General features: G+C 38.4%; 16 protein-coding genes and 1 pseudogene. 5 read left to right on the top strand and 12 right to left on the bottom strand.

Going from position 1 to position 14,566, the window contains the following annotated elements:
- Positions 1–10: 10 nt before the first annotated feature.
- The 7 genes from aspA to ACE1MS_RS10330 form a co-directional block, all read right to left on the bottom strand.
- Entirely contained in the window at positions 11–1,432 is a 1,422-nt protein-coding gene (gene aspA / locus ACE1MS_RS10360) for an aspartate ammonia-lyase (protein WP_012294323.1), read from the bottom strand.
- Between the two features lie 284 nt (positions 1,433–1,716).
- Positions 1,717–2,346, bottom strand: coding sequence for an NAD(P)-dependent oxidoreductase (locus tag ACE1MS_RS10355; protein ID WP_012294322.1), 630 nt, complete (start codon positions 2,344–2,346; stop codon positions 1,717–1,719).
- Positions 2,347–2,418: 72 nt separating this feature from the next.
- A complete protein-coding gene (locus ACE1MS_RS10350) occupies positions 2,419–2,832 on the bottom strand; it encodes an Rrf2 family transcriptional regulator (RefSeq protein WP_031419864.1) in 414 nt (137 codons plus the stop codon).
- A gap of 114 nt (positions 2,833–2,946) precedes the next feature.
- Entirely contained in the window at positions 2,947–3,153 is a 207-nt protein-coding gene (locus tag ACE1MS_RS10345) for a thymidylate synthase (RefSeq protein ID WP_198695974.1), read from the bottom strand.
- Positions 3,154–3,197: 44 nt separating this feature from the next.
- On the bottom strand, positions 3,198–3,386 hold the full coding sequence (locus ACE1MS_RS10340) for a hypothetical protein (protein ID WP_012294319.1): 189 nt from the start codon (positions 3,384–3,386) through the stop codon (positions 3,198–3,200).
- 178 nt (positions 3,387–3,564) lie between these two features.
- Complete coding sequence (locus ACE1MS_RS10335; RefSeq protein ID WP_447402938.1) at positions 3,565–4,542, bottom strand: thymidylate synthase; 978 nt, start codon at positions 4,540–4,542, stop codon at positions 3,565–3,567.
- A gap of 78 nt (positions 4,543–4,620) precedes the next feature.
- Entirely contained in the window at positions 4,621–5,544 is a 924-nt protein-coding gene (locus ACE1MS_RS10330) for a hypothetical protein (protein WP_447402937.1), read from the bottom strand.
- Between the two features lie 189 nt (positions 5,545–5,733).
- On the opposite strand from ACE1MS_RS10330, the gene ACE1MS_RS10325 reads away from it, so the two are divergent.
- The 3 genes from ACE1MS_RS10325 to ACE1MS_RS10315 all read left to right on the top strand — a co-directional run bounded on the left by ACE1MS_RS10325 (position 5,734) and on the right by ACE1MS_RS10315 (position 8,948).
- Positions 5,734–7,932: a sensor histidine kinase gene (locus ACE1MS_RS10325; protein ID WP_447402936.1), complete on the top strand. Its 2,199-nt coding sequence runs from the start codon at positions 5,734–5,736 to the stop codon at positions 7,930–7,932.
- A complete protein-coding gene (locus ACE1MS_RS10320) occupies positions 7,907–8,533 on the top strand; it encodes a response regulator transcription factor (RefSeq protein ID WP_012294315.1) in 627 nt (208 codons plus the stop codon). The genes ACE1MS_RS10325 and ACE1MS_RS10320 overlap by 26 nt, the downstream gene beginning before the upstream one ends.
- A 214-nt stretch (positions 8,534–8,747) precedes the next feature.
- Entirely contained in the window at positions 8,748–8,948 is a 201-nt protein-coding gene (locus ACE1MS_RS10315; RefSeq protein ID WP_012294314.1) for a cold-shock protein, read from the top strand.
- A 61-nt stretch (positions 8,949–9,009) separates the two neighbouring features.
- On the opposite strand, the gene ACE1MS_RS10310 is transcribed toward ACE1MS_RS10315, so the two are convergent.
- Together ACE1MS_RS10310 and ccsB are read right to left on the bottom strand one after the other, a co-directional pair.
- Positions 9,010–9,420, bottom strand: a complete 411-nt coding sequence (locus ACE1MS_RS10310; RefSeq protein WP_031419870.1) for a hypothetical protein — start codon at positions 9,418–9,420, stop codon at positions 9,010–9,012.
- 122 nt (positions 9,421–9,542) lie between these two features.
- Positions 9,543–10,712 carry a c-type cytochrome biogenesis protein CcsB gene (ccsB, locus tag ACE1MS_RS10305; protein ID WP_031419871.1) on the bottom strand — a complete coding sequence of 390 codons (1,170 nt, stop codon included), beginning with the start codon at positions 10,710–10,712 and terminating at the stop codon, positions 9,543–9,545.
- Positions 10,713–11,614: 902 nt separating this feature from the next.
- Here ccsB and ACE1MS_RS10300 point away from each other — a divergent pair.
- Positions 11,615–12,352, top strand: coding sequence for a class I SAM-dependent methyltransferase (locus ACE1MS_RS10300; RefSeq protein ID WP_198695972.1), 738 nt, complete (start codon positions 11,615–11,617; stop codon positions 12,350–12,352).
- Positions 12,353–12,653: 301 nt separating this feature from the next.
- Positions 12,654–12,827 (top strand): annotated as a pseudogene (locus tag ACE1MS_RS10295) (transposase); the annotation flags it as partial.
- A gap of 141 nt (positions 12,828–12,968) precedes the next feature.
- Here ACE1MS_RS10295 and ACE1MS_RS10290 read toward each other — a convergent pair.
- From ACE1MS_RS10290 to ACE1MS_RS10280, 3 genes are read right to left on the bottom strand one after another with little or no spacing between them, the layout of a single operon-like run.
- Complete coding sequence (locus ACE1MS_RS10290; protein WP_036168127.1) at positions 12,969–13,397, bottom strand: GNAT family N-acetyltransferase; 429 nt, start codon at positions 13,395–13,397, stop codon at positions 12,969–12,971.
- Positions 13,394–13,882: a GNAT family N-acetyltransferase gene (locus tag ACE1MS_RS10285; RefSeq protein WP_281486495.1), complete on the bottom strand. Its 489-nt coding sequence runs from the start codon at positions 13,880–13,882 to the stop codon at positions 13,394–13,396. Before ACE1MS_RS10285 ends, ACE1MS_RS10290 begins: the two co-directional genes overlap by 4 nt.
- On the bottom strand, positions 13,882–14,472 hold the full coding sequence (locus ACE1MS_RS10280; protein ID WP_241740542.1) for an SMI1/KNR4 family protein: 591 nt from the start codon (positions 14,470–14,472) through the stop codon (positions 13,882–13,884). The genes ACE1MS_RS10285 and ACE1MS_RS10280 overlap by 1 nt, the downstream gene beginning before the upstream one ends.
- Positions 14,473–14,566 lie beyond the last annotated feature (94 nt).

Genomic DNA, 14,566 nt, shown 5'->3' with positions numbered 1-14,566 from the left:
GTCCTTACCATTATTTTAAATTCATGATGCTAGAGCCAGCGATACCTGGGTGTGTCATTTCATATGGGTCTAAAATTAGGTCTAGCTGTTCATTTGTTAAGACACCCGCTTCAATACAAAGTTCACGGATTGAACGACCTGTTAGAATCGCTTCACGCGCAAGACGAGCAGCAACTTCATAGCCAATATGAGGGTTCACAGCAGTTAGTACCCCTACACTTTTCTCTACATATTCTTTCATACGTTCTTCATTTGCTTCGATATCTTTTAAGCAGTTTTCTGTAAACGCACGGAAGACATTATTCATAATGCTGATAGATTGGATAAGGTTAAATACTAAAACAGGCTCCATAACATTTAACTCTAATTGACCAGCTTCAGAAGCTAATGAAATTGTATGGTCGTTACCAATTACTTGGAAAGCCACTTGGTTCAGTACTTCTGGCATAACAGGGTTCACTTTACCCGGCATGATAGAAGAACCTGGTTGACGAGCTGGTAAAAGGATTTCCCCTAATCCGGCACGTGGACCAGAAGCCATTAAGCGTAAGTCATTAGCAATTTTCGACATATTAATCATACAAATTTTCAACGCACCCGATACTTCTGTATAAGCATCTGTATTTTGTGTAGCATCAACTAAATGTGTCGCACCTTTTAATGGTAAACCAGAGATTTCTGCAAGGTGCTCATCGACAGATTTAATATAATCTGGGAAGGCATTTAAACCTGTTCCTACAGCAGTAGCGCCCATATTTACATCATATAAGTTTGGACGTGTTTGACGAATACGTACAATATCACGGTTGATGACACGGCAATAAGCTTCGAACTCTTGTCCTAAGCGAATTGGCACAGCGTCCTGTAAATGCGTACGTCCCATTTTAATGACATGTGCAAATTGCTCTGCTTTTTGATGGAAAACAGATTGCATATAATCCATCGTTTCTAATAATTCATCTATTAAATTTAACACAGCGATATGAATAGCTGTTGGGAAAGCATCGTTTGTTGATTGTGACATATTGACATGACTGTTTGGACTTACTGTATGATAGTCACCCTTTTCTTTTCCTAAAATTTCTAGGGCACGGTTGGCGATGACTTCGTTGGCATTCATATTGATGGATGTTCCTGCTCCACCTTGGATTGGGTCTACAAGGAATTCTGCATCCCATTTGCCATCAATTACTTCTTGTGCTGCTTCGACAATTGCCTCACCAATTTCTTTTGATAATAGGTGTACTTCCATATTACTTAAAGCAGCTGCTTTCTTCACAATCCCCATCGCTTTAATAAGTGAAGAGTGAATTGTGTAGCCTGTAATCGGGAAGTTTTCCGTTGCACGTAATGTTTGAATTCCGTAATAAGCCTCTGCTGGTAATACGCGCTCACCTAAAAAATCTTTTTCTATACGTTGTGTTGACATCATTGTCGTCTCCTTTTATGTAATACTCACACTTGATAGTAGCTAATAAAAGTCGTATTGTAAACAGTCATTTTTCTGTAAACGAAAAAAATCCTTCAAAAAAGCAAAGAAATCGCTAAAAACCGAGCACATTTTAATAATGCCCTAGCATTATTAGCCGATTACCAAAATAATTAGGCAACTGTTTGAGAACGTATTACAACAGCTACTGTCTCGTTCAGCAATTATGCAAAAAAACCAATAGAATAACCGACTAGGTCCATTCTATTGGTTTGTTCCTTCTTCTATTATTTATTCGATGTGACAGTAAAACGGCTATTTTGATGTTGAGGATTTTCAAGCTCATCCAATACTGCCACTGCATAATCTGCGTAACTTACATAACTTTCACCAGCTTCATTTACTAATAAATGATCTACCCCTGCTGTATAGTGACCTGTACGTGGACCTTCTGGATCAAAAAATGCAGACGGACTTAAAAATGTCCAATGGATAGCAGATTGTTGTAGATCCTGTAGGTTTTGTCCTTGATTTTGCGCAGTTGCTAGGTACAAAGCTGGGAAATCTGGTGTTTCCATCACACGAATTTGTTTTTCAGGGTCTACAAAAAGGCTCCCTGCCCCTCCGACAACAAATAATCTTGTATCAATGCCTTTGAAAATTTCGATTAAATGACGACCAGCTTTCACATGTAAATCCTCCTGACCTGCTGGTGCGCCAAACGCATTCACCACTACATCGAAGCCTTTCATTTCTTCTTGCGTTAAATGAAACACGTCTTTTTCAATTACGGGGATAGCTGTTGTTACTTTTGCTGCAGAACGAACGATGGCTGTTACTTCATGACCACGTTGCACCGCTTCCTCTACTATTTTTTGTCCTGCTTTACCTGTTGCACCAATGACAGCAATTTTCATTGTATGTTCCTCCTTAAATTATTAGTTGTAACTATTTTAGTTACAGGTTAGATACAGAAAGACCATCTTCGCTTAAGTACGAAGCTGATCTAGCACATCCTGCAAAGTTTGTGCGTGTAGCTGTGCTTCCATTGCCTGCCAAATAGATGTATACACATCTTCCAAAGTATGTTGGATTTCTCGTCCCACTGCACACGCTGGATTTGGCTCATCATGAATTGCAAAAAGCTGTTCTGGCCCATCGATTGCTTGATAAATTGCTAAAAGTGTTAAATTCTTTGGCTCCACTAAAAGCTCGTACCCTGCAACCCCGGAATGTGATAAAAGTAATCCTGCCTTTTTCAGAACACCAATCATTCGTCTTACGACCACTGGATTTGTATTTACACTCCCAGCGATAAAGTCCGATGTAAGTAAGCTTTTATCAGATGTTGTAGCAATTAGCGAAAGAATATGGATCGCCACCGAAAATCGACTGTTCACCATATGTATCACCACCTGTTGTAACCATTATAGTTACAGGTGTGTAAAAAAGCAAGCACTTTGTTTTTCACTACCTGTCTTTATTTTTACGTTTCTTCATTTCATTATACATACAACTTAGATTTTATTTACATATATCACTAGCTCCTGTCGTATTTGCCCATTGTCCTCATAAAAATCTAAATTATGAAATTCATATTTAAAATGACCTACCGGAAAAGTCACACTTTCTCCCTGTACAGCCGCAAGTATACCTGCCACATCATGTGAAACCATGTGTAATAATTCATCGCCCGTGATTGAATCTAGAAAGATTACGTTCATAAAAAACACCTCCACAGCTATTATAGCTTAGAAGGCGCTTACATTTATAGTCTTTCTTTATAGCCTTTCATACGAATTTCTTCAATCACTTGCATCATGTCGAAAAGTTGTTGCCGGGATAAATGGGAAGTGTGAGCGTCCTGCGCCTTTTGCTCGGAAACCATTTTTCGTTCTAGATGATTAGACTGTTGGGGATTATCCTCCACTTGAAGTACTGTTGTTTTCTTCACCATTTCACCTCTACCATAAATTTGACCGACATTCCATTTCAAATCATGCTAACAATCCCACAATTACTATAATCAAGTTCCTAGCAATCAGTCATCCAACTGCTAGCCTATTTAGTAAAACATATATTTTGACCTACTTATTGAGCCTAAAAAACAGCAGCCAAACTGGCTGCTGCTTATGTTAGACCGCAATCGGCGCTTTAATAGCGGGATGTGGGTCATAGCCCTCGATTGATAAATCCTCAAGCTCAATATCAAAAATCGAAGTTTTATTTGGATTGATGTGTAATGTCGGTAGGTCCTTTGGCTCCCGAGCAAGCTGTTCTTTTACTTGTTCTACATGGTTCGCATAAATATGAGCATCCCCAATGCTATGAATAAATTCACCCACCTCTAATCCACACTCATGTGCAATTAAATGAGTTAATAATGAGTAAGAAGCTATATTAAAAGGACAGCCTAATAAAGTGTCTAAGCTTCTTTGCATAAGCTGACAGCTTAATTTGCCATTAGATACATAAAATTGGAACATAACATGACATGGTGGCAATGCGGCTTTACTGCCCTTCGCACCTGCATTGATTACATCCTCAGGGTTCCACGCATTGACAATAATCCGACGTGAATCTGGATTATGCTTTATTTGATGAATGACATCCTGTAACTGGTCGATGCTTTCCCCAGTAGAAGTTGACCAATGACGCCATTGCTTGCCATAGACATTACCAAGCTCTCCATATTTTTGAGCAAAATCATCATCGGCTAAAACACGCTCACAAAAAGAGGCTAACTCTTGTTGGTACATGGTATTAAATGCGTCATCGACTAAACAACGTCGACCAAAATCGGTCATATCCGGGCCAGTATAATCATCTGATTCCACCCATCTTTTAAATGCCCATTCATCCCAAATATGATTATTATGTTGCAATAGATAACGGATATTCGTATCCCCTTTAATGAACCATAACAATTCGCTCGCGACAAGCTTAAAAGGTACGCGCTTTGTCGTTAAAAGTGGAAACCCTTTGCTTAAATCAAAACGCATTTGATAACCAAAGACGCTATATGTCCCCGTCCCAGTTCGATCCTCTTTTTTCGTGCCATTTTCTAATATATGTTGTAGTAAATTTAAGTACGCCATTTCTGGATGCGTCATTTTTCTTCAACAGCTCCTTCCAGTTTGCTGTTGACCATTATACCATTTCATCCCGGATTTTCGTATGAAGAAATTATTTCATTGTAAGCCTGAATGAGAGGAAGAGTTCTTCAGATCTCTCGAAATCTCATTCTCTGTCGTGACAAAAAAGGTAGGAAGCAAAATAATATTTAATAAAACAGGGCCTACAATCACTAATAAATCGATGCCTGGACTAAAATATAGACCGAATGCTGTAATCAGCCCCGAAAAAACAAGGAATACAATTTGCGCAACAATAATCATGATTGGCAATGATTGATACATGTAATTTAGCTTACGGAACTGATGTAAATTGGCTGGATTGTCGATGACTTTCCTTTTTAACCGTCTCGATAAAATAAAACAAGCAAGCAATTGAACCACCATAAAACTAAAATAAATGACCGCATAAAGGATAAATGGACGTTTCTGTATCGTACCATCAAAATGACCGACTCTTTGGTTTAATAAATCATTAACGGCTCCTTCATACACATATTGACGTTCACTTAAAAAAGGAAAAGGCTCCATAAAACCGAGTGCTGCCCAATCCTTCGTATTCACCGTCCAATTCGATAATTTACTCGCTAAAATTTTCAATTGAATTGGATCTTGCTCGCCAAACATTCCTACCAAAATACTATAAGGAATGGCTACTTTTAGCTGTCCATCTTGTTTTTCTTGAAATAGATCCTGAATGTAAAAGGTATAGGATACATCTGATTTATTGGTATCGTAACGAGCCTCTTCAATTTCCCAATGGCTGGCTAGGGATGCTTGAATGCCATTTCTCATCTCCGTATATGGGATATCTTTATGTAATCTCTTTGGAATTTTATAAACAAAATGGTTATCACTACCGATTAGACAAATTTCAACTTCCACTTTATCTTCATTAACCATCTTAGCCTTCGTGGTCAATGGGCTCGTAATCAACGCAATCAAGAAAAAAAGAATCAGTGTTAAAACGCCTTTTTTCACGTAAAAGTCCCCCTTTTCGTCATAATTATTAAATTTACACTATCATAGCCATGTCCGAAAAAACTATTTCGTCATTCCGAAAACGCAATAGTGGTTTTCCGAAAGCCTATATTTCGGTATTCCAAATTTATCAATAATTAGCGATAATATATAGGAGTTTATTATCATCTAACAAACAGAGGTTTCATAATGAAAAAATGGACATATGGTATTTTTCTTACCTATTTAATGCTCGGCACCTACGTATTAGCAATTGCCATAAAAACACCTTTTATTAGTCTCACCCTTGATACGACAAGCGGACAAGCAGCTATTATGGATAGCTACTATTCTTCCTGGGCTTCTCAACAAAATATTGAACAGGGTGATATTGTTCTAGCCATTGATGGGCAACCTTCCTGGGAAAATCGCTCTGTGCAATTATTCTCACTAATTAGAAGTGCCAAACAACTAACTATCCAAAAGTCTGATGGGACGATTCAAACAATTGATGTGAGGCATATAGATATGCCAGAAGAATTATATTTGCAAATTCTATTCCCGATTTTCTATTTTCTTCTCGCTTTCGGTGTAGCTATTTATTTATGGCGACGCAACAAGGATAACCCTCCAACATTTTTATTGACGTTATTTTTATTAACCTGCTCCTTGGCTTATATTAGTACAGGGGCATCAGCAAGGGGCAATCTCATTGGCCAAGTAGTTATTGGTATAGGTATTATTTTATGCATGGTGCTTTTCATTCATTTTTTACAGCACTTTTTCCATTATCTTCAAATTCAATGGACTTATATGGACAGCAAGTGGCTGTATTTTTCACCATTCATCATCCCTGGTTGTTACTTATTGGAAGGCTTAAAACCGTCATTCCGAGAGATTACCCCTCTCCTGAACTTAGGTATATTCGCCATCCTTGTGCTATATGCTATTTATATTTTATTAACGAGTTATTTGCGCACAAAATTGGCTAAAATTCGGTTGATTGCCATTGCCTTTATCATTCCGTTTTTACCATTTCTGATGTTTTTCGTGACACCTGAAATTTTAGGGCATAAGCCGTTATTACACGCTGACATAGCCTCGTTATTTTTATTATTTATACCTTTTTCATTTCTGTTCATCCAAGTGAACGAACGATTATTTGATATTGAATACCAATTATCTCGATTACGTTATTATTCGACTCTGGCGTTTTTCAGTGCTCTTCTACTGACGACAGGTATTGCTCTTTTGTTTATGGGACAATTATCCATAGTGCATGTTACAAGTATTTTTTTACTAGTTTTCATGGTGATGATGGCTAGTTTTTATATAAAGGAACGTATTGATTTTAAGTATCGAAAAATTATTTTTTCTTCTACTGGAAATTATGTACATAATTTATATGCCGCCGTTCAACGTATGGGGAAGGCTAAAAATCAACAAGATTTACTGGAGCGCTTTAAGTATGAAATCACCGAAAAGCTAGGCACGACAGCCTTCAACATAAGCATAGTCACAGAAGATACACCTGCTCCCCTGCCCGAAACCCACTATACTCAATTGCTGCTACATGATGCAGGTGACGAAAAAATAGTGTTAGAAATTAAGCATGCGCTACAAAAGGAAGAACTGCTGTGGCTCGAGCTACTTGCACTATATGTTTCAATGTCTATTAATAATTTACAGCAAATTGAAGATTTAGTACTTGAAGTTCAACAAATGAAAAATACGAGTGATACACCCCTTCCTTGGCTTGATAAACTATTATGGAATATCATTGAGAAGGAAAAGAGTATTTTAGCACAGGAACTACATGATACGGTTTTGCAGGAGCAGCTACATTTAGCAAGAGAACTTGATGTCCTCGCTGGCACCCCTATAATTCAAAGGGAAACCATTTTGGATATTCGTGAACAGCTCCTGAATGCCACAAAGGATTTACGGGAATATTGTGAGAATTTAAGCCCGCCCCTATTGGATACCTTTGGCTTACAAATGGCCTTAAAAAAATTAATTCAAAAGGTAAAAATACGAGCCAATTTTTTAGTAAGCTCTCAAATTGAACGAGTAGAATTTAAGGATGTCACACTCCATCTAGTCGTCTATCGCCTAGTACAGGAGCTATTAAATAATGCGATTAAACATGCCAATGCCACAGAAGTGTCTTTAATCCTTCAAGCGATACCTCAAGGCTTTATTCTTCAATATGATGATAACGGTGTAGGCTGTAATATAGAGGATTTAATTCAGTCTTCCGCTTCTATGGGCATCAATGGAATTCGTGAGCGTGTCCGTGCCTTTAATGGGGACATTACCATCCAATCTAGCCATAATGAAGGAATGCATATTTTTATTCAAATACAAGAGGACGGGGATTCATATGATGAACATACTTATTATAGATGACCATCCTGTCGTTTTAGATGGTACAAAAACATTGTTACAGGATTTAGTCAATGTCCAGATTGAAACCGAACAGGATAGTACAGCAGTTATACGAAGAATGGATACAGAAGCCTTTCAGTTATTTCTCATTGATATTAACATGAAACCCATCAACGGTATCCAACTTGCCGAAATGATTAAGAAAAAACAACCAGATGCCCTCATTATTTTATATACAGGCTACGAGCTTTCTGATTATTATGAGCTATTAATTGAGAAAAAGATCGACGGTTTATTATCAAAGCTGGCAACCAAAGAGCAAGTCATTCAAACCATTCAAGCTGCCCTTCGTGGTGAAATTTTACTGGCAGCAGACTTCTTAGACTTTGTCCAGCAACGCTCTAACTTGCCGAATAGTCGCCAGGAAGTATTGCTCAGTGATAAAGAACAGGAGATTTTACAGCTCGTGGCTCAAGGCTGTACAAATAAAGCCATTGCATCTGCCATCGGTGTTACCCAAAGAACCGTTGAGAATTATTTATCCAAGCTATTCGTTAAATTAAACGTTGAATCTCGTGCGGAGGCAGTGATTGTTGCAAAGGAAAAGGCATGGATTGACTAATGCTAGAAGATCGTTTCATTACTAATAGATTACAATTGTAAATTTTTTCTTACTAAAAACGGAATTTACTGGATATACAAACAATTCTGTACTATAATAAAACTAATAATTACATTACTTCATTGCTACGATTAAAAACGAGTATTCAAAGGGAATACGCTTTTTATATGTATTGAAGAAATTGATTGTTGAATTTTTTTGGGAGGGTGTTTACATGACACAAGGGACAGTAAAATGGTTTAACGCAGAAAAAGGTTTTGGCTTCATCGCAGTGGAAGGTGGCAATGATGTATTCGTACATTTCTCAGCTATCCAAACAGATGGCTTCAAAACTTTAGAAGAGGGCCAAAAAGTTGAATTCGGCGTAGAAGAAGGCAACCGTGGACCTCAAGCAACGAATGTAGTGAAACTATAATATTCACCTCACATAGACGAGCAAATGAAAAGAGACATCCTTAAATTGGATGTCTCTTTTTTCATGTTCTCGCAGTAAGACTTATGATGGCAATATACAACGGGTACCCCCCAAGCATGACCAACAGGATAAGTCCTTGCACTGGGACTGGCATATCTCCTCGATGGGAAATAGGAAACAGATAGGCAAAAATCATTGTGAACATCACAGTATACGGGAACCATAAAATCATTGTTGCATAAACCCATCGACGATGCCCAAGCCATGTAACTGAGAGCCTATACATAAATATCGTCGCTACAATAAGCCCCACTAATTGAACAATAAGAAGGAAAAGATCCAACTTATCCCCTGCCCAGCCCGTAAGTCGTAGTAGTCGATAATAATTGAGTTGTAAGGCCATAGATAGAAAGAAAATCAAACCATACAGCAGACTAACCATATTCAATTTTAGAAAAAAGGACATCTTCATCGCAATTTTCCTTTCATAAGTATGGCTTAGCTTGAATACTTCGAAGCACGCCATCTATCTGAATGAGTGGCTCCCTCATTCACTTAGGAGCGGGATCCTGTTGCAAATAAGAAAAGGAGTTCCTACGCATAAGAATGCAAGCCTGCAATCACTAGATTAACAAACACTTGGTTAAACACGATGATACCGAAGCCAATAATGGCAAGCCATGCTGTTTTCTCTCCTTCCCAGCCTTTGGATAAACGGAAATGAAGAAAGGCTGCGTAAAATAAAAAAGTAATCAATGCCCAAACTTCTTTAGGGTCCCATCCCCAGTAACGACTCCAAGCTATTTGTGCCCAAATCATGGCAAACAACAGTCCACCTAATGCGAATAACGGGAAGCCTATGACAACTGCTCGATAGGAGATTTCATCCATTAATTGTGGCTGTACGCGACTTGTCCATGGCTTTAATATGGCACTCACCGATTTTCTTGTGACCAGACGAATGGCAGCATAGAGGACCGTACCAATCATAAATGCCCAGACAATTGAATTGAACTTTTTAGCATCTATTTTATTTGTCATTTGGATGAATCCAACCGCATCACCAGTTTCTGTGACCGCTCCTTTATTCACAATCAAGGGTTTCATGGAATAGATTACTTTTTCTGACTGACCTTGAGCATTTTCGAATTGTACCTGTACGTCATCCGCTGCAAGGCTGAAAAAAGTCGAAATGCCGATAAATCCAATTACGACAACCAAGCAATACAAGACGAATTCTAACGAATATGTACTGATGGATTTTTTGGAAACATCCAATGTTTTTAATAAAAATATTAATCCAGTGGCAAAGGACACCGATAAAATAGCACTGGAAAAAGCGACGGTCATCACATGTATAGTTAACCAGTGACTTTGTAAAGACGGAACGAGTGGTGACACTTCTTTTGCGAAAACGCTTCCATAGCCAAGAATGATTAAGGACACAGGAATTGTAAATAAGCCCACAACAAGTTGCTTGTATAAAAAATGGATGATGAGATAACTCCCTGTGAGCATGATGCCAAAGAACGTCATAAATTCGTACATATTGCTGACGGGTGCATGTTCTACAGCTACCCATCTCACCACAAAATAAACGAGCTGTAGGACAAAGGCAACAGAGGTAAGGAGTATACCAAACTGACCAAACATCTTCCCCTTCGATTTGACAGCAAGTCCTAATGGCACAATGGCAATCAGTAATAGGATGAAAGCAAAAAATAAGGCATTACTACTAATGGCTAATAAGGTTTCTTGATTCAACGGAATCCCTCCAACGTCTTTTAATACGGAATTTGCTTCCAAATAATAAGAACGCTTCGGATGACAGGAAGTGCCATAATTTCCTTTTAAATTTTTTTATTTTTAAGAATTGTTACATTTTTATGACGAAACAAATCATAAGATATTTGACAAGGTCTTGTTTATCTGAAGAAACGGTCATATTCTAACCATAAAAGACATTCATCCTTCCATGAAAAATAGCAACAGGCACAATGGATTGACCTCATTCACGAATTATTGAAAGTAAGCAACAAAAAAGCGGCTATCCACACTGCTGGCATAGGATGGGCTTATCTAGTTCAGCTATAGGGGCAGTAAATAAACAGGTACGTTACCTCGACAGTCAATTTCTTCTAGTAAAGCGCGGAGGCTGAACCAATGGTGAACCCTATTAGGTATAACAAAACGAGTTGGAAAAGAGTGATGATGAAAAGAAGTATGATGCGTAAAGTATTAGGAGGTTTAACAAAAAGGATATGAAAATACTGGATAGGAGCCATAATTATATAGGCTTTATGAAGGAAAACATTGTAAAAAAACAGGTCGCTGGGTGAAATTCTTTTAAACATGAATCACCGATAGACATGGGGATCATCATGGTAGCACCAAGTAACGCTCTACCATGCTCCAGGAAAGTTAGAAAATAATACACCAAAGACGTGAGGCTATATAGAAAACTGTGTGATGAGTAGAACCCACTAGCTTTCTTCCGAAAAAATAATTGTTAATAATTGGAACTAAAACACGATTTAATAATGGCATGCCTCTATCTACATCTTACAAAAAATTGTATTATAAGTCTATTTCTTTTTCATTTCCCATGGGAAAATAATAGTGCGCACAAATGACATAACGTTATGTTTCACAAGCTGGAGGTTAAAATGAAACAAAATATTTATGACAATCCTGAATTTTTCAATCAATACAAGGCATTACGTCAAAGACCAACTAATTATAATCGTCTTTTAGAGCAACCTACCATGAAGTCTTTACTGCCACCTTTAACGAATTTACAAGTACTCGATATTGGCTGTGGCATGGGAGAATTCGCCCAATACTGTATCCAACACCACGCCAAGCATGTGACTGCTTTGGACGTATCAAGCAATATGCTATCCATCGCTCAGTCAGAAAATGCACATCCACAAATTGATTATAAACTACAAGCTATTGAGGATTATGAATCATCCGCCAATCGTTTTGATTGTATCACAAGCTCACTTTCGCTTCATTATGTTGAAAATTTTGAGGCAGTCATTGGTCAAATAGCCCGAATGCTACGTCCAGACGGCGTTTTTATTTTCTCAGTGGAGCACCCGATTGCTACCGCTCGTCGAACGACGGAGGATAATTGGATGTATGATGAACAAGGTAAACAGCTACATTATGCAATGGATCACTACCAAGAGGAAGGCATAAGACAGCAAACATGGCTGGTGGAGGGAGTGGTCAAATATCATCGCACGATTGCTACCATCATCAATACATTAATTGATCATGGCTTATCAATTGACAAAATTGTTGAACCTCATCCAAGCGATGAAGCTATTCAACAGCTACCTTCTATTGAAAAGGAGCTTCGCCGACCATCCTTTTTATTCGTAAAAGCAAAAAAATAAATGCAAGCCTCACCCTACTACTGTGGTGAGGCTACAGACTGTAGACAAACTCAAAAAATTTGAGAGTTTGCTTACAGTCTTTTTTCTTTTACAATGAAATAAAGTAAAGCCGTTGATTTCCACTACGGGCGGACGCTTTCCGCGGGCGGGGTCGAGCTGCTTCCCTCGCTTCGCTCAGTCCAGGATCTCGACTTTCCCGCTTTTCCCGCAGGAGTCGCCGCCCTTCGTTCCAATCAACTTCTACATAAAGTACTTACTTTTATCTATATAGGGTGTTGAAAAGTAAATTTTTGAGGTGATAATTTATGCCAAGCGCAAAGAAACGATTGAGCGTGTCTTTGCGGATGCAAAAGAAAAGCATGGTATGCGATGGACAACCTTAAGAGGTCTAAAAAAATGGTCCATGCAGGCGATGCTTCATTTTGCTGCCATGAATTTAAAGAAACTAGCTACTTGGACGTGGCAGACAGCTTAAGAGAGCATCTATGCTCGAAGAGTATGTTGGATACAGCAATGATTTACCAAATATTGAAAATGAAAGAGATAGAAAAATAACAAAAGCCATCGAGAATGAACTTCTCGACGGCTTTTGTCTATAGTCTGAAGCCTCACCCTACTACTGTGGTGAGGCTATTTTTACATAAATAATTTCCGGGTCACCGTCATCAAGGTTTTCAATAACGCCGCTTTTGACAAACCCTAACGTCTGAAATACATTTTGCATCGTTGTATTAGACTGATTCGTAGAGGAAAAAACCTTCAACGTTGTGGACGTTTTTACATAAGCATTAATTAATGCAGAGGCTATACCTTTTCTTCGCTCTGATGGCTTAACCATGACCAAGGAAATGAAATCATAGCCAAAAAAGTCCTGAGTAAAAATTAAGAATCCTGTAATATCATCAGCAAAATGGTGAAGCAGACAACGTTTCTCCTCGATCGCTTGCTGAATTTCATCACTTCTGGATGAATTCCCAATCACCTCATGATCGATTGCACATAGTGCCTCCAAATGCTCCAACCTTGCCACTTTTATATCGCTCAAATCTCCACACCCTCCATATAATAACTCATGACCTTAAGCTCTTCGCCAAAGCCAATCGCCTGTTTACCCTCATCTACAAACCCACATTTTGCATAGAGTGCTTGTGCCGCTACATTTGGAATATTAACGCCTAGTACTAGCTCGTTAATGGATGGAAAATGCTGACGAACAAAGGTTGGTAACAATTGTAGAGCTTCCTTAGCATAGCCCTTGCCCTGTTCATGATAATCGGTAGAAAATGAGCGAATTAATAATGCCTGTTCATTCGAGGAATAAGGCCTCACTCCTTCTTTTTCATGTAACACAAAAAAGCTTACTAGCTTATCTCCATCTAAAGCTAAAACAGCATGTCTACTGTCATCCGCCTTAGCAAGTTCAATGCTATCCTTTGGTGACTTTGTATAACGAAGCTGCTCTTCTGTAATGGTATATTGCTCTACTAACGATTGAGACTTGTCCTCATAAAGCATTAAAGTCAGAGCCATCAAAACTCCTCCTCGTAGAGAGCTGTAAATTCATAATCCCCCTCAACAAGCTGCTGTAAATATTCATCAAACGAAGAGGCAATGACTTCAAAGCCATCGGGATCATGGACATATCGAACCACTTGCCCTATTTGGCCCCTTTCAGTTGGCGAAAAATCAAGATACAAACTAGATGTTCCTCCATTATTCATGCAATCTGCAAAACATAATCGCTCATTCAACGGTACATGCATATTAATCTTATTATCTATGTCCACATACTCTAAAAAGTCCTGATAACGCTCAAAAATTGTGTCACGCTGATGTTGAAAATCTGCTAGGATTTGTTCAACTGACTTTAAATAATACGGGTATTCTCCCAAATCAGAGCCTAGTACAAGCACACTGATAGTTTCTTTTCCATGCTTGCAATGATAAGTGCCGTTGACATCCTGAAGTAGTTCAATTAAGGATTGCGGACTATGAGGAAATATTTCTAGTAAACTTTCAATTTGTGCATCTGAGGCACCTTGTGCCTTCTGTAATTGTTGTTGCTCCTCCTGCGGTAAAAATTGTAGTAAATTTTTAAAATAGGCTGTATGCACTGCCATTCCTTCCTCTCTTAAAAAATATTCCCCGAAATTGGTAGACATGGTACAATTTAAGCATTCTAATTAAAGGAGTAGTGCCTGTGAGTGCGAAAAA

The organism is Lysinibacillus sp. fkY74-1 (genome assembly GCF_053165895.1).
Note: the sequence above shows the minus strand (reverse complement) of the source record. Positions and strands in the feature narration are given on the sequence as shown.